The organism is Lelliottia sp. 489, assembly GCF_050435885.1.
GTDB classification, from domain to species: Bacteria; Pseudomonadota; Gammaproteobacteria; order Enterobacterales; family Enterobacteriaceae; genus Enterobacter; species Enterobacter nimipressuralis.
Map to the genome: position 1 here is coordinate 158,790 of NZ_JBNDLC010000001.1, position 18,107 is coordinate 176,896.

Consider the following 18,107-nt stretch of genomic DNA (forward strand, 5'->3'; position numbering starts at 1 on the left):
GATGTCTCTTGCTGGATCCGGGAGCTTCCGCTCCCGGACAGCCCGTCTTAGTAAACCTCTTTCACTTTGAAAAGCGACACAGAGTGTGACAGCAAGTTTGCCTGCTCGTTGACCCCCGACGCGGTGGTGGCCACTTCTTCCACTAGCGCGGCGTTTTGCTGCGTGACGTGATCCATCTGGGTGATTGCGATGCGGATTTGCTCCACCCCACGGCTTTGCTCTTCCGACGCCAGCGCGATGTTTTCCATCATCACATTGACCTTACTGACGGCTCCGCTGATATCCAGCATGGTCTGGCTGGTTTTATTGGCCAGTTCTGCCCCTTCTTCAATATACAGGCGCGATTCGTTGATGAGCGTGGTGATCTCTTTTGCAGAGTCCGTACAGCGACGGGCGAGGTTTCTGACTTCGCCTGCGACCACGGCAAAACCGCGCCCGGACTGGCCTGCACGCGCCGCTTCTACGGCGGCGTTCAGGGCCAAAATGTTGGTCTGGAAGGCAATGCTGTCGATAACGCTGATGATCTCAACCATCTTCTGAGCGCTCTGACTGATGGCGTCCATTTTTTTCATCATGCCCCGCATCTGCTCTTCGCCTTCGTTGGCAATTCCGGCGGCGTTTTGCACCATCTGTGCCGCCTCAAGGGCATTATCGGTATTCATTTTCACCGTGGAGGTGATCTGTTCCATGCTCGCCGCGGTTTCGACTACGGCTGCGGCCTGCTCTTCGGTACGACGAGAAAGATCGTTGTTGCCGGATGAAATCTCCTGCGTGCCAATATTGATGGACTCAACGCCCTGACGGATAGAGACCACCGTCGAGTTCAGTTCAGCCTGCATGGTTTGTAAGGAGGCGAACAGCAAGCCAATTTCATTATTGTTAGCGACGTGAATATCTCCGGTCAGATCGCCTTTACCGATAAATTCAAAATGCTCAGCCACTGCCTGCAGCGGCAGAATTAACATTTTCCGCATCCAGGCGTTGATAACAAAGAACAACATGGCGGCAAGAATCAGTAAGGCGATCATCACGTACAGGGCAAATTGATAAGAACTGTTGCTGTAACTAATGACGCCATCCAGATTACGCTGCGTGGTATCAATATAAGAGTGATATTCATCATCCCAGGCCTGACGCACCTGCAGGGTGGTGTCGAGATATTTGGCGAGCGCCAGTTTCAGTTCCTGCGGATCATTAATATTAATCAGCAGGCCGGAGTTGTGAGCAATGACGGCTATTTGCTGGTCGTAACGGTCTTTCATCCTTGCACCCACTTCCGGATGAATGGTGGAAAGCCCCGGGATTTGCACAAACAGCTGGAATTGCTCAGCGGCGGTCTGCATCTCTTTGCGGATACTGGCCTGAATCGCCGGCTCATCAATATCATCGCCGTGGGTTTTCGCTTGCGAGGCCGAATCAATAATCACCCGGGCGCGCAAAATGGCATTACGCACGTTGTTGAGCGCTTTTTGTTCTCCGGCGTTATAACTCAATGTCTGAATATCATTATTGCTGCGGTGGAGGAAATAGAGTCCCAACCCGCTGGAAAGAATGAGCATAAGCGTAAAAGTCGTCAGAACGATCAACAGCCCGACTCTGATTTTAATATTTTTCACAGTAAACCCCTTTATAACCTGTAACGAAATACCATCAATGTTGGAAGGGTTATCGGCAGGGGTAAAAGGGGCTTGATTGAGAGAAACATCAAAATCAGTCCAAAACCAAAATATGATGTTTACTGTTTTTTCTGAGGTGAAACGCGATATTTAAACTTGATGATCCGGATGCGTATCCCAGGTGAGCGGGGCAACGGCGCAAAAAAAAGCCCACTAAAAAGTGGGCAAGAAATACTGGAAGCAATGTGAGCAATGTCGTACTGAATACCTGAGTGATTTGCTCAACTATTCAGTGTTGAGAAAGATAATCTTTCTCAACTAAAGTTGCAACCCCATCTTTTGTGTGGTGCGTGATTTTTTTAAGTGCTGATAAAATGTGCAAACAGGCAGCGTGATCCCTATCACAAATATCATTTTGGTGATCCTGTGCTATCCTTTTCTGTGTCGTTGATTTAATGACAAAAAACCATACAGAGAGGAAAGCTATGGGAATTTTATCCTGGATTATCTTTGGGCTTATTGCGGGGATTCTGGCGAAGTGGATCATGCCGGGCAAAGATGGCGGTGGGTTCTTCGTGACAGTAATACTGGGGGTCGTGGGCGCCGTGGTCGGCGGCTGGATCAGCACCCTGTTCGGTTTTGGTAAAGTCGATGGCTTCAATATCGGCAGCTTTGCTGTTGCGGTAGTGGGTGCGCTGGTAGTTCTGTTTATCTACAGAAAAATCAAAAGCTAACAGCGTTAACCATCAAAAAAGGCTGCCAAAGGGCAGCCTTTTTAGTTTTCCGGGTTCACCACCAGCCAAGCTGGGTACCCGCTACCGCCACGACCGCGACGATCAACATAATGATGGTTGTCTTACGCATTTATGCCCCCGGCGCGGCGTAACCGCCGACAAAAAACCACGTTAAAAATACCACTGCCGTTATAAAAATAACGACCGGGAAAACAATTCCGATCCTCATCACATCACCTCTAAGGTTTCCTTGCCCGCAAAGTGTACGGGGTTACTCATCCGGGAGAAAGCGTGTTTTGCTTTTGCCTTTTTTATCCAGGTACATGGCCGTATCCGCCGCGCGCAACGCGCTGTCTGCATCGGTACTGGCAGGATCCACTGCCACCACGCCGAGGCTCGCGCCAGGGTAGACCAGGTGTACGTTTCCAAGCCAGTACTCTCCGGCAATCGACGCGCCAAGCTGCGTGCGCAGAATATTGATTTGCGTATTATCGACCGCTTTTTCACCCTTACTCAGACAGGCCACTAAAAACTCATCGCCGCCGAGCCGCCCGACGATGTCGTCTTCGGTTTGGCCGTCGATCAATCGTTTACCGACCTCAACCAAAAACTGATCGCCCGTTTCATGGCCGTAGCGATCGTTGATGAGCTTAAAATCATCAAGATCGATGTAGGCGATGATGGCATTGCGCTTGAGGTGGCGCGCCAGCGAGAACAGGGTATTGAGATTATCAAAAATCGCCCGGCGGTTGGGTAAACCGGTTAACGCATCCGTATAGGAATGCGCGATCAGCGCCGCGTTCGCCTCGCGCAGCTGAATAACCAGCGACTCTTTTTGAATGTACTGCGCAATCAGCCCGGCAAAAAGCTGCAGGACCTGCTCGGCCCGGTCGCTTAAGGTCTGTTTTTGCGTGCTGGCCGCACAGAGGGTGCCGTACAGCGAACCATCTGCCAGATGAATAGGAATACTCACGTAGGTCGTGATGCCCAGCGCTTTGGCGGCGTCGCAGTCGGCCCAGCGTTCCGCGACCTCATTACTGAAAAAAGAGTTGCTATCGATGGCGCGCTTACACAGCGTATCGCCCCACGGCACGCTCAGCCCTTCTGGGATCTGCATCTGCTTACTGTTGCGGGCGTAAAGAATATGCTGCAAACGCGCATTGATATCGACTTTCGTCAGATAGGTCGACTCCATCTCGGTGACAATCTCCAGCATTTCCAGGAGCTGTCGAACCAGGCTTTCAAGGGATTGTTCTGTTGCAAGGGTTTCTGAAACACGGGCAAGAATAATATCCGACATGACGTGGGTAAACTCCCATGCAGAAGACGCCAGTATCTGCATGTTGTGCTGAATTTTTCGGCTGGGGCATAGTAAAACACGAATACAGGAAATTTTATATATTGTCGCGGTACGCGTGGCAGGGCAGGCGAAAAAAAGCCCCGCACAGGCGTGCGGGGCAAAGACATCTTGATTACGGAATGATGTTCTCTGGTCATTGAGAACGCAGCCACTATAGGGTGAAAAAGTGCAGGTTTAATGGAGAAATCATGGAGAAAACGGCGAAGTCCCGGTACGCTTTAGACTTTGCAAACAGAAAGGACAACCCCATGCGATACCTGCTGCTGGCGATGGCTCTGCCATTGGCCGCCTGTTCGACCCCGCCCGACGCGCCGAAACCTCCGCAAATCGGTATGGCTAATCCTGCTGCCGTGTACTGTGTGAAGAAGGGCGGAGAGCGCGTTCCGGTACAAAGTCCGCAGGGCGTGCGCACCGAGTGCAAACTGCCGGGCGGCGAAGTGATTGATGAGTGGGAGTTGTTCCGCCGCGATCACCCAACCCCTGCTGCGTGACAGGGCAGGAGCGACTGCGATACACTTCTCTTTAAGAATTATCTCAGTCCTTGTGGCTGATAACAGAGACCGCGAGAGAAGTATGTTTCAGTTAAAACCGGGCAGCCTGTGCATGGTCATCGGCGCCCGCACTGCCGCCGGGCGGCGCAATATCGGCAAATCCGTAGAGCTTTTTGCGCTCTGCAAGCCCGGCCTGCGTTTCCTGAACCCCGTTAACGGCGTGATGACCGAGCTGCCTGCCAGCGCCGATCGCGCCCTGTGGCTGGTCACCGGCGATGTTTACGCCGTTGATAATCAGCATGGTTTTGCCTTTGTGCGCCCGGAACATCTGCTGCCGCTGACGCCTGATGATGCGTCACACATCCTCGACGAATTAACCTTCAGCTAACTGGCGCAGCCAGTCGGCCAGGACCCGAGCGTGGTTCTGCCGGGTGTTCTTCGCGCCGTAGAGCAGCGTCAGGTTCTGATTTTTACCAAGGGCAGCCACGCGTTGCCCTTCGTCCTGATGCTGCGCCAGCTCCTGCAGATAGGCCTCGCGAAAAGCGGCGAAATCAATGGTTTCGCTGTGAAAGGCTTTACGTAACTCGCCGGAGGGCGTCAGGGCTTTGCACCACTCATCAAAAGCCAGCGCCTCTTTCTTGATGCCGCGCGGCCAGAGCCGGTCGACCAGAATGCGATAGCCGTCGTTTTCGGCTGGTGCGTCATACACCCGTTTACACTGAATCATTGTCTCTCTCCTCAACCCAGGCGATCAGCTCAGTAAGCTGGTTATCGGAAAATACCTGAATACCGTGTTCACGTAACAGTGCGGCGGCGACGCCCATCCCTGCGCGTTTTTGCCCGCGAAAGCTGCCGTCGTAAATCAGCTCGCTGCCGCAGGTAGGGCTGCCGTCGGTCAGCAGGGCGGCGCGGCAGTTCCCCTCCTGGGCTGCACGTAGCGCAAGCCAGGCGGCAAGCTGATAATGCGCGGTCACATCGCGACCGTCGCTTTCCAGAATTCGCGCGCGACCCGCCATCACCTCATTTCCACCGCCTGCCACAATCTCTGCGGGTAAACGCGGGATCGACAAGCCTGCTGCCAGCTCCGGGCAGTGCGTCACCAGTCGTTGTTCTTGCTGCCAGCGCCTGAGGGTGTCAGAAATAGCTGCTTTCTCGCTGCCGTTATAGCGAACCTTGTGGCCCATCAGACACGCGCTGACCAGAATTTTGGTTTTCATGAGGTTTCAGACTACCCGAAATAAGGGGGGATAATACGCTATCACTATACCACCTGAATTTTTGCCCCTCCAATTTAAGGTATTGTGAACCCTGCAAAAGATCGGTAGGCTGAGGTTCCTTATGTTATCTGATAATTCTTTGGCATATGGAACCTCTCATGGAACTCTCCCCGGTAAAAGACACACTTCGCATTGCACTTGTTGGTGACTACAACCCTGATGTCATTGCTCACCAGGCCATTCCGTTATCCATCGATGATGCGGCGGCCGTGCTGGATTTAACGGCGGATTACGACTGGATCGCCACCACCGAGCTGACCAGCCCTGAAGACTTAGTGGGCTACGACGCGATCTGGCTGGTACCGGCAAGTCCGTATAAAAATGTCGACGGGGCGTTTATTGCTGCGCGTTTTGCGCGTGAAAATAGTATTCCGTTTCTAGGAACCTGCGGCGGGTTCCAGCATGCGCTTATTGAATATGCGCGAAACGTGCTGGGCTGGAGCGATGCGGCGCATGCCGAAACCGATACTGACGGCAGAATGGTGATTGCGCCTCTGACCTGCTCGCTGGTGGAGAAAACCGATACCATTGAACTTCGTGCTAACACGATTATCGCCAAAGCCTATGGCCGGGAAGAGATCGAAGAAGGGTATCACTGCAACTATGGCGTCTCACCGGCGTTCGCGAAAGAGCTGGAAAGCGGCGATATGCGCGTAACGGGCTGGGATGAACAAGGCGAGATCCGCGCGGTAGAACTGGTGACGCATCCATTCTTCGTCGCCACGCTGTTCCAGCACGAGCGCGGTGCGCTGGCGGGCCGTCCTGTACCGCTGGTACAAGCCATGCTGCACGCCGCTCGTAGCTAAACGGGCAGGCCATTCGGCCTGCCGTCAAACTCAATGGGGCGTGATCTCGCGGTCGCGCCCGGCAAGCACACCGCAGACCGCCATCACCACGCCAGCCAGCGCACAGGCGATAAGCGGGATCCGCCAGTCACCCGCGGTGTCGTGAATTTTCCCCATCAGCGGTGGACCACAGGCCGCCAGCAGATAACCGACCGACTGCGCCATTCCGGAAAGTGCCGCCGCCTGGTGCGCCGAGCTGGCACGCAGTCCGATAAAGGTCAGGCCCAGAATCATCGTCGCGCCGGAACCAAATCCATAGACAATCGTCCAGAGCACGGCCTGATCCGGCACAAACCAGAACCCGGCGAGACTCACCGCGCACATCAGTGCCGATAACCCGGCGATACCGCGCTGGTCTTTCAGTTTATGCAGCAGCAGCGGCACGGCAAGCCCCGGCGCTGCGGTCGCCAGCTGCAGCAAACCGTGCATCGATCCGGCCTCGGTTTCGCTGTAGCCGTGGCTGAGCAAAATCGCCGGTAGCCAGCCGATAATCACATAGTAAATCAGCGAGTTAATGCCAAGAAACAGCGTCACCTGCCAGGCGAGAGCCGAGCGCCAGATCCCACGGTTGTGCAGCGCCCGCGCATTGCTTATGGAGGCGGTATGTTTTTGTCGCCACTGGGGCAGCCACAGAAGTGTGGCTAACAGCGGGAACACCATCAGCATCAGCAGCGCGCCGTGCCAGCCCGCGCCGCTCAGGGCCAGCGGTACGATCATCGCTGAACCCAGCGCCGCCGCCGCGCCCATGGTCAGGGAGTAGGCACCGGTAAGCTTTGCCACCTGGCCTGGAAAATCACGCTTAATCAGGCCGGGGAGCAGGACGTTACCCAGCGCAATTCCACAGCCGATCACCCCGGTGCCGATAAACAGCAGCGCAGCGGAGGGCAGCGAACGAAGGCCAATGCCCACGCAGATGAGCAGCATGGCGAAAAACAGGCTGCGCTCCATGCCGATCTTCCTCGCCACACCGGCGGCGAGAGGGGAAATCAGCGCAAAGGCCAGCAGCGGCAGAGTGGTTAACAAGCCTGTCTGGGCAGTCGTCAGGCCGTAGTCGTGACGAATCATGTCCAGTAAAGGAGCCGCACCGGTAAAGGTGACGCGCAAAGTGGTGGCAATCATCAAAATACCGGCAATCAACATCAGGCGATCTTTGCCGGAAGAGGGAATAGCAGTAGTCATGGTTTTCTCTGACAACGTAACGAGGGCACACAATACCCGTTTTCCACCCTGTTTAAATCAAGCTAAAATGACACTTTATCGCTAATATCGGACAACTTTATGCAAGGTCTCGGACTTGACGGCTACGATCCCGACAGCCAGCACGATGCGGCCGTGGCGTTTCGCATCCGCGTGGTGGAAGACGAACAGCGCATTCCGCGCCATCAGCACCGTAAAGGTCAGCTGATCCTTGCCCTGCGCGGGGCCATCACCTGCGAAGTGGAAAACGCCATGTGGATGGTGCCCCCGCAGTACGCGGTGTGGATCCCAGGCCAAATCCCTCACAGCAACAAAGCCACGCCCGGCGCGCAGCTCTGTTTTCTGTTTATTGAGCCGGGCGCGGTGACGCTTCCGGATCGCTGCTGTACGCTAAAAATCTCCCCGCTGGTGCGCGAGCTGATCCTGACGCTGGCGAGCAAAACCCGCGAGCAGCTGTTGCTCCCGTCCACCTCCCGGCTGGTTGATGTGCTGTTTGATGAAGTCCCGCAGCAGCCGCAGGAGCAGCTCCAGCTGCCGGTTTCACCGCACCCTAAAATCCGCATGATGAGCGAAACCATGGCTGAGCAACCCGCCGAGTGGCAGACGCTGGCCCAGTGGGCGAGCCACTTTGCCATGAGCGAGCGCAATCTCGCGCGGCTGGTGGTGAAGGAGACGGGCCTGAGTTTTCGCCGCTGGCGTCATCAGCTGCAGTTAATCGTCGCGCTACAGCTGTTGATCGGCGGCAAATCGGTCCAGCAGGCGGCGCAGTCACTGGGATATGACTCCACCACCGCGTTTATTACGATGTTCAAAAAAGGGTTGGGGCAGACCCCCGCACGCTATATCGCCAGCCTGTCTACGACTTCCCAATAAACAGGGATACCAGTCCGGCGGCGATCAGCGGGCCGACCGGCACGCCGCGGAACAGCGCCACGCCGAGCACCGTTCCGACCAGCAGACCGGCGACAAGAGAGGGTTGCGAACTCATCAGCGTTACCCCGCGCCCGCCGAGCCAGGAGACGAACACCCCCACGGCGATGGCCACCAGCGATTTCCAGTTCACAAAGGAGTGTAAAAGCGTCGAAGCCGGGAGCGTACCGCTGGCGATGGGAGCCATTACACCGATGGTCAGAATGATGATCCCGATGGTCAGGCCCTGTTTTTCTATCCACGGGAAGAAAGTGTTGAGCGGCGTTACGCGTACGATAATTAACACCAGGATCGAAATGGCCACCGTGGTGTTGTGGCTGACAAAGCCCAGCGCAGCCAGCGCCAGCAGGATCAGCAGGGTAGGGTCAAACATGAGGGGTATCCTTGCCAGAAAAAAGTAAGCCTGCTTACTTTACCCGCAAAGGCGAGCGTAAACAGGCTTTTATCGACAAATACCCCATTTTTGGGCAGCTGCCCGAGGCTAGCTCACTAACACCTTCACCAGCGGGCTACCGTCGCGAATAAACACCGGAATCGTCTCCAGCGCCGCGTCGACCGTCACGCGTTCGCCGCCGCGATATCGCTCACCGTTTAAGGCGAACCAGTGATTTCCAGCGGGAAGCCAGACGTCACGCTGGCGCTGCCCGGCGTGCATCACAGGTGCAACCAGCAGATCTTCGCCGAACAGATACTGATCTTCCGTCTCCCAGCTCTGTTTTTCCTGCGGATAGTGCCAGAACAGCGGGCGCATCAGCGGGTCGCCGTGCTGATGGGCATTCTCATACAGGGCGTCAATGTACGGGCGCAGTTTTTCACGCACTGACAGCCAGTGCTGCATGATAGCGAAGTTCGCTTCGCCGTAGCTCCACAGCTCGTTTGGCGAGCCGCTGTTGCACTGAGGAATGCCGTCGCGATAGCGCTCTGGCGGCTGGATTTGCGGCTCACGATAGCCGTGCATGCGCAGTACCGGGCAGAAGACCGCCCACTGGAACCAGCGAATCAGCAGCTCATGGAATGCCGGATCGTTGACGTTTCCGCCCTGGAATCCACCGATGTCCGTGGTCCACCACGGGATGCCCGCCAGCCCCATATTCAGGCCGGCGGCCAGCTGGTTGCGAAACGCGTGGAAGGATGAATGCACATCGCCCGACCAGGCCAGCACGCCGTAGCGCTGGCTGCCCGCCCAGGAACACCGCACCAGATTGACGATATCGCGCTCGCCGTTAGCGGTTAAGCCGTCGTAGAAGCCCTGCGCAAAATCGCGCGGATAGCGGTTGCCCACCTCCAGCACCGGGCCGGCGTGATAGCGATAATTATCAAAATCGTAGGCGCGGTACTCTGGCTCGGCTTCATCCAGCCAGAACAGTTTGATGCCCAGATCGTAGTAGTTTTTCTTGACGGTCTCCCAGACAAATTCACGCGCCTGCGGATGGGTCGCGTCGAAAAAGGTGGTGTTGCCCATAAAGTCGAGATTCACCTGCACGCCGCGCTCGCTGCTGACCAGCCAGCCTTTGGCTTTCATCTGCGGGAACAGTGGGCTGCGCGCTTCGACGGTCGGCCAGACGGAGACCATCAGCTCGATGCCCATCTCAGTGAGTTCGTGCACCATCGCTTTGGGATCGGGCCAGTCGACCGGGTCGAAACACCAGGTGCCCTGATTCGGCCAGTGGAAGAAATCAATCACCATCACAGCGAGCGGCAGGTTGCGACGGCGATATTCGCGCGCCACTTCCAGTACCTCCTGTTGGGTGCGGTAGCGCAATTTGCACTGCCACAGGCCGCTGATAAAGGACGGGGCAGGCGGCGGAGTGCCGGTGGCGGTGACATACTGGCGGGTGATCTCCGCAATGCTGTCGCCTGCAGTGATCCAGTAGTCCATCTCCCCGGTGACGCGGGCGCGCCATTCGGTCTGGTTTTTGGCGAAGCTGACCTCTCCAATCGCCGGATTATTCCATAGCACGCCGTAACCCAGATTCGACTGCATAAAAGGTACGCTGGCCTGAGAGTTGCGCTGGGCCAGTTCGAGGGTACAGCCTTTCAGATCCAGCCAGGGCTGCTGATACTGACCCATTCCGTAAATCCGCTCCTCAGGGCGCGATTCAAAGCGCACGGTGAGCTGATACTTGCCGCCCGCCAGCGGTTTGAATTCGCGACCGTCGAGTTTCAGGGCGCTGACATATTTATCCTGGCTCTTTTCGCTGGCACCGATCCCCACCGTTGAGCGCTGACGCCACATCTCCTCCAGCAGCAGCTCGCCGCGCTGGTTATAGAATGCCAACTGGCCTTTCAGATTCAGGGTGGCGGTGATGTTGCCGTTGCGCAGCGTCAGGCTTTCGTTCTCCGCGGTGATCTCCGCGGTGCAAGGAGCAGCTGGCAGGAGAGCCTGTAACGCTTCGCTGAAGTCCGGTGAGCAGGTGGCTCTCACGCGCAGGCTGTTTTTACCCCACGGTTCGATGCGCAGGATCTGCCGCTCAAAGCGCCACTCGATACTATTGGTATGTTGAATGAGTTCACTCATGGTTAATGCGTCCTTTTACGAAAGACTGTGTTTGGCAAGGTTGATGGATTGCATGGTGCGGTCGTCGAGCTTGTACCAGCGCAGGGTGGCAAATGCGCACAGGGAGAGAATGCCCGGCACCACGGTAAAGAGGGCGATGATGCAGTACATGGCGGTGGAGGTTTGCTCCGGCGCGTTAGCCACATAGCCGCTGAAGCCCAGCGTCCAGCCGACGATGGCACCGCTGATGGCCATTCCCAGTTTGAGCACAGCGAGGAAGGTCGAGAAGATCACGCCGTCCATGCGTTTGCCCTGTTTCCATTCGCCGTAATCGGCGACGTCAGCCATCATCACCCACATTAAGGTGGTGGTGGCCTGATAAAGGGTGGAGATAATGAAGGTGAGGGGCACCAGTACGACGACCATTTTCGGCGCGAAGAACAGGGCGATACTCAGCACGCCCGCCAGCACCGCGCAGTAGCCAAACATCTGTACTTTGCTGTAGTTGCGCGTCAGGCGTTTTGCCAGCGCGCTGCCCGCCGCTTTACCGAGAATATGCGCGCCGAGCATCCACATAAAATAGCTGGCGCTGCCGAGATAATAGGTGACGAAATACATCATCGCCCCTAGACGAATAACCCCAAAACCAATATTGGTTAATACCAGAACGGCAACCACGCGCCACTGATCGTTGCGCAATAAATCGCGTAACTCAGCCAGATAATTATTGTGCGTCGCGGGGGCGTTAATACGCTCGCGGGTATTAGCAAAACAGATCCAGAACATAATGACCGCAATCGTCGCCATTATTGCCATCGCCCAGCGATAACCGATTAATTTATCGTCGCCGCCGAGAAATTCGGCCAGGGGCATCATAAAGAAGGTGGATAACGCACCGCCGAGGGTGGCGAGGAAAAAGCGATACGATTGCAGGGAAATACGCGCTTCGTTGTCCGGGGTAATCACCGCGCCCATTGAGCAATAGGGGATATTAATGGCGGTATACATCAGCATCATCACCGTGTAGGTGATGGTGGCAAAAATCATTTTGCCGTGAAGATCCAGCGACTCCGGCACGGCGTAGGTGAGCAGACAGCTGGCACCAAACGGCAGGGCCAGCCACAGCATCCACGGGCGGAATTTACCCCAGCGGGTGCGGGTGCGATCGGCAATATAGCCCATCGCCGGATCGATAATCGCATCTGCCGTTCTTGCCAGCAGAAACATGGTTCCGACAAAGGCGGCGGGCAGACCTACGACGTCCGTATAATAAAAGGTCAGAAAGATAATAACGTTATCCAGCCCAATATGGCTCGCCATATCACCTAACCCATAACTGATTTTCTCTTTACGGGAAATTGTATTGCTCATGTTATTCACCTTGCCAGTGTAAGGTTTATTTGCGGGTGTTCTTGTATGCAGTGTTAAGCAGGCAGGAGGGGTTAACAATTACGAGATTTGGCAATGGACTTATGGAAATCCTTTTTCGTGATACCGGTAACAAATTATTGTGATGCGGGTTGTATTTATCGCGAGGGGATTATTTTCACCAGAATCGTTTCAGCTTAATCGTATTCATCGGGCTGACCTGAATCTGTCATATCATTGTCATCTGTGGGGATTAAAAAGGGACAAACGCAGCAAAAGGGGAATCAACATGAACGATCACATGTTTGTTGAAACGCTGATTATCTCGTCGTCGTTTTTTACCATTGCGATAATACTGGTGGCCTCAGTGATGTTTCTGGAAAAACGCGGCTGACAGAACTGCCAGCCGGGAAACTCAGGCGCGGCGAAACGTCACCAGTTCAGGCTGGGCGATGCGCAGGTAGTCATGGGTATTCATAATGACCGATTTTTCCAGCAGACCGGCGTTAAAGGCAATCTCATCGTAACGCTCGAACAGCAGGGGATCGGCAACCAGCGTCAGGTCCGGATGAAAGCTGAACGGGGGAATTGCCCCGAAGACGCAGGACGTTAAAATGTCCACTTCCGCCGGGCTTGCAAGCGAAGCTTTGCTCCCGCCAAAATGGCTGGCTAATTGACTCAAATCGGCCTGCTGATCTGCCGCCAGAATCGCCAGCACATGTTTTTTCACCCCGTTACCCTTAACTTTACACACCAGCGCTTTCGCACCCTGACCAAGCTCCGTGCCGCGAATCTCGCTCACCGCTTCGCATTTTCCTACCGCCGCATGTTCCACCACGCGATATTGCGCGCCCTGGTCAGATAACAGTGCGATCAGCTGCTGGTGGGTGGCGGTGCCTTTTATCTCGTCTGACATGATCGTTATTTCCCTCGGGTTGTTAAGTCGTGCGACTACATTAGCACAATGTATTTTAAGAGCATTAATTTCAAGAAACCGATAATGCCCACGCGTGGGGCTATTTTTACGTCTGCTTGATATTTACCAGAGAAATGACAGATACGGACATTTAACAGGCTATGAATGAGTGAAAGGGCGGATAGGACGCTTATCGCGGGAATAATGGTGTGCATTATGCCGAGGGGTAAAAATCTCGACTGTATTAATGTGAGTCAGTAAATAAAACAGCCAGCGTTTGGCCGCTGGCTGTTTGTTTATGCGTTACTGGTACTTTGCGTGTGGAACAGTTCGCGGAAGACCGGATAAATATCATCCTGATCGCGGATATGCTGCATGGCAAAGTTATCGAACATCGCCTGCAGGTGTTCATATTCCCGCCAGAGCGTTTGATGCGCGCGCCGGGTAATTTCGATGTAGCTGTAATACCGCACCACCGGCAAAATTTTCTTCGCCAGAATTTCGTGACAGAGCGGGGAGTCATCCGCCCAGTTATCGCCATCGGACGCCTGCGCGGCATAAATATTCCACTGCGCCGGGTCATAGCGCTCTTTCACCACTTCATCCATCAGCTTCAGGGCGCTGGAGACAATGGTCCCGCCGGTTTCCTGAGAGTAGAAGAACTCGTGCTCATCCACCTCTTTGGCCTGCGTATGGTGGCGGATATAGACGACATCCACGTTCTTATAGGTTCTGCTCAGGAACAGGTAGAGCAGGATATAAAAGCGCTTCGCCATATCTTTGGTGGCTTGATCCATCGAGCCGGAGACGTCCATCAGGCAGAACATTACCGCCTGGCTGGAAGGTTCCGGACGTTTCTCGTAGTTCTTGTAACGCAAGTCAAAGGTGTCAATAAACGGCACGCGCTCGATTTTTGCCCGTAGTTCGGCAATCTCTTTGCGCAGCCGTTCTTCCTCCAGCAGTTGCGCAGGCTCGCTGTTTTCAACGGTCTTAAGGCTGACCTCAAGCTCGCGCAGTTCACGACGTTTACCCGCCGTCATCGCGGTGCGTCGGGCCAGCGAGTTTTGCAGGGAACGCACTACGCTAATATTCGCCGGAACGCCGTTGGCGGTATAACCGGCGCGGTGGGTTTTGTACTCGTTTAGCTGACGGTGCTGATTTTTTTTCAGGTTTGGCAGCGCCAAATCCTCGAACAGCAGATCGAGATACTCATCTTTGGAAATCTGGAAGACGAACTCATCCTGGCCTTCACCGTCCTGACTTGCTTGCCCCTGACCGCTTCCTGAACCACCGCCGCCGCCCTGCGGGCGTTCAATGCGATCGTTCTGCACAAAATGGTCGTTACCTGGGTGTACGCGATGGCGCAAGCCGCCCCGTCCCTGATGGAACATCGGTTCGCTAATATCATCCGTCGGGATAGAGACGGACTCGCCGCTATCCACATCGGTCACCGAACGTTTGTTGATGGCCTCGGAGATCGACTGTTTAATTTGCGCTTTATAACGGCGCAAGAAGCGCTGGCGGTTCACCGTGCTCTTGTTTTTGCCGTTAAGACGCCGGTCAATAAACCAGGTCATATGCCCCCCGTACTGCATTGCCAACTTTCGCACTCCCTGTTTGCCGGATGCGCTGCGCTTATTCGGCTAACGGAAGGTTGTCGTTGTCGGCCCGATGGCGAAAAGCCACCGGGCACTTTTGTTAAGACGATTTACGTACGCGCAAATACCATTCGCACAGCAGACGGACCTGCTTGCGGGTATAGCCTTTCTCCATCATGCGGTCGACAAAATCGTCGTGCTTTTTCTGCTCGTCGGTTGAGGTTTTGGCATTAAACGAAATGACCGGCAACAGCTCTTCGGTGTTTGAGAACATTTTCTTCTCAATAACCGTGCGCAGTTTTTCGTAGCTGGTCCAGTTCGGGTTACGTCCGCTGTTATGCGCTCTGGCGCGCAGCACGAAGTTCACGATCTCGTTACGGAAGTCTTTCGGATTACTGATCCCGGCCGGCTTCTCAATTTTTTCCAGTTCCGCGTTCAGGGATTCACGGTCAAACAGCTGGCCGGTATCCGGGTCGCGGTATTCCTGATCCTGGATCCAGAAGTCCGCATAGGTGACATAACGGTCGAAAATGTTCTGTCCGTATTCGGAATAGGATTCCAGGTAGGCGGTCTGGATCTCTTTGCCGATAAACTCGGCGTATTTCGGAATCAGATAGCCTTTGAGGAACTCAAGATACCGTTCAGCCAGATCCTGCGGGAACTGCTCGCGCTCAATCTGCTGCTCCAGAACGTAGAACAGATGTACCGGGTTGGCCGCCACTTCGGCGTGATCGAAGTTAAACACGCGGGAGAGGATTTTAAACGCGAAACGCGTGGACAAGCCGTTCATCCCTTCGTCGACACCGGCGTAATCGCGATACTCCTGATAGGACTTCGCTTTCGGATCGGTATCTTTCAGACTTTCGCCATCGTAGACGCGCATCTTCGAATAGATGCTGGAGTTTTCTGGCTCTTTCAGACGCGACAGAATGGAGAAGCGCGACAGCGTTTCCAGGGTTCCCGGCGCGCAAGGGGCATGCACCAGCTCACTGTTGTTAAGCAGTTTTTCGTAAATTTTGATCTCTTCGGAGATCCGCAGGCAATAAGGCACTTTGACAATGTACACACGGTCAAGGAACGCCTCGTTGTTTTTGTTATTACGGAAGGTGACCCACTCTGATTCGTTCGAGTGCGCCAGAATGATCCCGTTAAACGGCAGGGCGGAAATACCTTCCGTCCCGTTGTAGTTCCCTTCCTGGGTGGCGGTCAGCAGCGGATGCAGCACCTTGATGGGCGCTTTAAACATCTCGACGAACTCCATCACACCCTGGTTGGCACGGCATAGCGCGCCGGAATAGCCATAGGCATCCGGATCGTTTTGCGCGTGGTGTTCCAGTTTACGGATATCGACCTTACCGACCAGTGCGGAGATATCCTGGTTGTTCTCATCGCCCGGCTCGGTCTTGGCAATCGCAATCTGCTGCAGAATGGATGGCCAGACTTTTACCACGCGGAATTTGGTGATGTCGCCGCCAAACTCATGCAGGCGCTTCGCCGCCCACGGCGACATGATCGTGCCGAGATAGCGGTTCGGGATGCCAAACTCTTTGTCCAGAATTTGGGCATCTTCCTGAGGATTGAACAGGCACAGCGGATGATCGTTAACCGGGCTGCGTTCTCCGTTGGCGCTAAGAACATAGATCGGCACGCGCTGCATCAGTGATTTCAGGCGCTCTGCCAGGGACGATTTACCGCCACCGACCGGGCCTAATAAGTAAAGGATCTGTTTCTTCTCTTCCAGACCCTGAGCCGCGTGTTTCAGGTACGAAACAATCTGCTCGATGGCGTCTTCCATGCCATAAAATTCTTCAAAAGCGGGGTATCGTGCAACCACACGATTCGAAAAGAGACGGGAGAGCCGTGGTTCGAGGGCAGTGTCGACCATGTTTGGCTCACCGATAGCCATCAATAGCCGTTCTGCCGCATTGGCATAGGCACTGCGATCTTGCTTACAGACAGCAAGAAACTCCTGCAGTGTGAACTCTTCGTCCTTGGCAGCTTCATAGCGCTGGCGATAGTGATCGAATATATTCATGGCATGCCGTCCTTTCGTTTTTTAGCACAGGAAAAGAGCCGTTCGTATGAATAGTGGAGGCTCCTGGAAGCGTCTTCACCCCCGCACCTCAGTACCAGAGCAGCAACCCGTGTGCCAGGTCTTGCGCTCTCAACCGCCGGGCGTACAGCAATTCATCTTCCTAAAATTAAGCGTAGATGGCATTTGCAAAACTTGCATGCCTCCAGAATCTAATTTCAATGACATATCAATAACTCATCCAAAAAATCTGCGGCGAGATTCAGGATAAAACGTCGACTTTCACTGCCTCGTCACATAAATGAAAGCCTCCGGTCATCTTAAATGATGAAAATAATCGGTTAATTAAACTCATTAGCGGGCAAAAAATTTTGGGATGTGTGGGCAGGGCGGTTACACTTCACTCGCTGATTATTTGACTACAGGAAAGAATGGATTGTGACCAAACTCAAACTTCTGGCATTGGGCGTACTTGTCGCCACGTCCGTTAGCACCGCTCACGCGGCCGATCAGTGGTCCGTTGGCGCAGGCGTCGGCGTTATCAACAGCCCGTATAAACAGTACGATCGCGACGTTTATCCGGTGCCAGTGATCACTTATGAAGGCGATAATTTCTGGTTCCGCGGCCTGGGTGGCGGTTACTACCTGTGGAATGACAACACAGATAAGCTCTCCATCATGGCGTACTACAACCCGATGCACTTCAAACCGGGTGACAGTGACAGCCGTGCGCTGCGTCAGCTCGATAAACGCAGAAGCAGCGTGATGGCGGGGCTTTCCTATGTTCACAACACCCAGTATGGCTTCCTGCGCACTGCGCTTGCGGGCGATACGCTCGACAACAGCAACGGGTTTATCTGGGATCTGGCCTGGTTGTACCGCTACACCAACGGCGGCATCACGCTGACGCCAGGTATCGGTGTGGAGTACAGCAGCGAAAACTACAATGACTACTATTATGGGGTGTCCCATAAAGAGTCTAAACGTAGTGGCCTGAACAGCTATGACGCGGATGACGGCTGGAACCCGTACCTGGAACTGACCGCAAGCTACAAGTTTGCCAGCGACTGGAACCTGTACGCCTCTACCCGTTACACCCGTCTTAGCGATGAAGTGAAAGATAGCCCGATGGTTGATAAGTCCTGGGCCGGTCTGTTCTCTGCGGGCGTGACCTACAGTTTCTGATTGTGCACTTTTACGGTGCATTCTGTGCATGACAACGGGGCGCTTGCGCCCCGTTTGCTTT

Annotated in this window: 20 protein-coding genes; 7 read left to right on the plus strand and 13 right to left on the minus strand. The window is 54.7% G+C overall.

The window, feature by feature from the left end:
• Positions 1-47 precede the first annotated feature (47 nt).
• Entirely contained in the window at positions 48-1,616 is a 1,569-nt protein-coding gene (locus tag ABIE11_RS00825; RefSeq protein ID WP_429183563.1) for a methyl-accepting chemotaxis protein, read from the minus strand.
• A 485-nt stretch (positions 1,617-2,101) separates the two neighbouring features.
• On the opposite strand from ABIE11_RS00825, the gene ABIE11_RS00830 reads away from it, so the two are divergent.
• Positions 2,102-2,350 (plus strand): GlsB/YeaQ/YmgE family stress response membrane protein, encoded by a 249-nt coding sequence (locus ABIE11_RS00830; RefSeq protein WP_100780542.1) that lies wholly within the window; start codon positions 2,102-2,104, stop codon positions 2,348-2,350.
• A 55-nt stretch (positions 2,351-2,405) separates the two neighbouring features.
• On the opposite strand, the gene yoaJ is transcribed toward ABIE11_RS00830, so the two are convergent.
• Genes yoaJ through ABIE11_RS00845 form a run of 3 tightly spaced genes read right to left on the minus strand, consistent with a single transcriptional unit; the run spans position 2,406 to position 3,650 of the window.
• The gene (gene yoaJ / locus ABIE11_RS00835) at positions 2,406-2,480 is read right to left on the minus strand and encodes a protein YoaJ (protein ID WP_107704291.1); all 75 of its coding nucleotides are present in this window, start codon (positions 2,478-2,480) and stop codon (positions 2,406-2,408) included.
• Positions 2,481-2,579, minus strand: coding sequence for a YoaK family small membrane protein (locus ABIE11_RS00840; RefSeq protein ID WP_041689378.1), 99 nt, complete (start codon positions 2,577-2,579; stop codon positions 2,481-2,483).
• A 42-nt stretch (positions 2,580-2,621) separates the two neighbouring features.
• Entirely contained in the window at positions 2,622-3,650 is a 1,029-nt protein-coding gene (locus tag ABIE11_RS00845; RefSeq protein WP_123429089.1) for a sensor domain-containing diguanylate cyclase, read from the minus strand.
• A 308-nt stretch (positions 3,651-3,958) separates the two neighbouring features.
• Between ABIE11_RS00845 and ABIE11_RS00850 the strand changes: the two genes are divergently transcribed.
• Positions 3,959-4,201, plus strand: a complete 243-nt coding sequence (locus ABIE11_RS00850) for a putative hemolysin (protein ID WP_100780541.1) — start codon at positions 3,959-3,961, stop codon at positions 4,199-4,201.
• 82 nt (positions 4,202-4,283) lie between these two features.
• Positions 4,284-4,589 carry a hypothetical protein gene (locus ABIE11_RS00855; RefSeq protein ID WP_100780540.1) on the plus strand — a complete coding sequence of 102 codons (306 nt, stop codon included), beginning with the start codon at positions 4,284-4,286 and terminating at the stop codon, positions 4,587-4,589.
• On the opposite strand, the gene ABIE11_RS00860 is transcribed toward ABIE11_RS00855, so the two are convergent.
• Both ABIE11_RS00860 and ABIE11_RS00865 read right to left on the minus strand, forming a co-directional pair.
• Positions 4,575-4,928 carry a DUF488 domain-containing protein gene (locus ABIE11_RS00860; protein WP_429183564.1) on the minus strand — a complete coding sequence of 118 codons (354 nt, stop codon included), beginning with the start codon at positions 4,926-4,928 and terminating at the stop codon, positions 4,575-4,577. The genes ABIE11_RS00855 and ABIE11_RS00860 overlap by 15 nt on opposite strands.
• Positions 4,915-5,418, minus strand: coding sequence for a DUF523 domain-containing protein (locus ABIE11_RS00865; RefSeq protein WP_429183566.1), 504 nt, complete (start codon positions 5,416-5,418; stop codon positions 4,915-4,917). Before ABIE11_RS00865 ends, ABIE11_RS00860 begins: the two co-directional genes overlap by 14 nt.
• Positions 5,419-5,576: 158 nt before the next feature.
• Here ABIE11_RS00865 and ABIE11_RS00870 point away from each other — a divergent pair, with 158 nt between their 5' ends.
• Positions 5,577-6,284, plus strand: coding sequence for a CTP synthase C-terminal region-related (seleno)protein (locus ABIE11_RS00870; RefSeq protein WP_123429086.1), 708 nt, complete (start codon positions 5,577-5,579; stop codon positions 6,282-6,284).
• A 30-nt stretch (positions 6,285-6,314) separates the two neighbouring features.
• Here the strand turns inward: ABIE11_RS00870 and ABIE11_RS00875 are convergent, their stop codons facing one another.
• A complete protein-coding gene (locus ABIE11_RS00875) occupies positions 6,315-7,502 on the minus strand; it encodes a CynX/NimT family MFS transporter (RefSeq protein WP_429183568.1) in 1,188 nt (395 codons plus the stop codon).
• 99 nt (positions 7,503-7,601) lie between these two features.
• Between ABIE11_RS00875 and ABIE11_RS00880 the strand changes: the two genes are divergently transcribed.
• Complete coding sequence (locus ABIE11_RS00880; protein ID WP_102103475.1) at positions 7,602-8,393, plus strand: AraC family transcriptional regulator; 792 nt, start codon at positions 7,602-7,604, stop codon at positions 8,391-8,393.
• Here the strand turns inward: ABIE11_RS00880 and ABIE11_RS00885 are convergent.
• From ABIE11_RS00885 to ABIE11_RS00895, 3 genes are all read right to left on the minus strand, one after another.
• On the minus strand, positions 8,377-8,823 hold the full coding sequence (locus ABIE11_RS00885; protein ID WP_003857881.1) for a DUF441 domain-containing protein: 447 nt from the start codon (positions 8,821-8,823) through the stop codon (positions 8,377-8,379). The two genes, ABIE11_RS00880 and ABIE11_RS00885, sit on opposite strands and share 17 nt — an antisense overlap.
• Positions 8,824-8,931: 108 nt before the next feature.
• Complete coding sequence (locus ABIE11_RS00890; RefSeq protein WP_429183570.1) at positions 8,932-10,968, minus strand: glycoside hydrolase family 31 protein; 2,037 nt, start codon at positions 10,966-10,968, stop codon at positions 8,932-8,934.
• A 15-nt stretch (positions 10,969-10,983) separates the two neighbouring features.
• Positions 10,984-12,318, minus strand: coding sequence for a glycoside-pentoside-hexuronide (GPH):cation symporter (locus ABIE11_RS00895; RefSeq protein ID WP_429183572.1), 1,335 nt, complete (start codon positions 12,316-12,318; stop codon positions 10,984-10,986).
• Between the two features lie 286 nt (positions 12,319-12,604).
• Here ABIE11_RS00895 and yoaI point away from each other — a divergent pair, with 286 nt between their 5' ends.
• Complete coding sequence (gene yoaI / locus ABIE11_RS00900; protein ID WP_228483420.1) at positions 12,605-12,709, plus strand: small membrane protein YoaI; 105 nt, start codon at positions 12,605-12,607, stop codon at positions 12,707-12,709.
• A gap of 21 nt (positions 12,710-12,730) precedes the next feature.
• On the opposite strand, the gene ABIE11_RS00905 is transcribed toward yoaI, so the two are convergent.
• From ABIE11_RS00905 to yeaG, 3 genes are all read right to left on the minus strand, one after another.
• Entirely contained in the window at positions 12,731-13,231 is a 501-nt protein-coding gene (locus ABIE11_RS00905; RefSeq protein ID WP_429183574.1) for a YbaK/prolyl-tRNA synthetase associated domain-containing protein, read from the minus strand.
• Between the two features lie 296 nt (positions 13,232-13,527).
• The gene (locus tag ABIE11_RS00910) at positions 13,528-14,808 is read right to left on the minus strand and encodes a YeaH/YhbH family protein (protein ID WP_102103479.1); all 1,281 of its coding nucleotides are present in this window, start codon (positions 14,806-14,808) and stop codon (positions 13,528-13,530) included.
• A gap of 121 nt (positions 14,809-14,929) precedes the next feature.
• The gene (gene yeaG, locus ABIE11_RS00915) at positions 14,930-16,864 is read right to left on the minus strand and encodes a protein kinase YeaG (RefSeq protein WP_100780530.1); all 1,935 of its coding nucleotides are present in this window, start codon (positions 16,862-16,864) and stop codon (positions 14,930-14,932) included.
• Positions 16,865-17,299: 435 nt separating this feature from the next.
• Here yeaG and ABIE11_RS00920 point away from each other — a divergent pair, with 435 nt between their 5' ends.
• Positions 17,300-18,046 (plus strand): MipA/OmpV family protein, encoded by a 747-nt coding sequence (locus ABIE11_RS00920; protein WP_312153425.1) that lies wholly within the window; start codon positions 17,300-17,302, stop codon positions 18,044-18,046.
• The last annotated feature ends 61 nt before the right edge of the window (positions 18,047-18,107 follow it).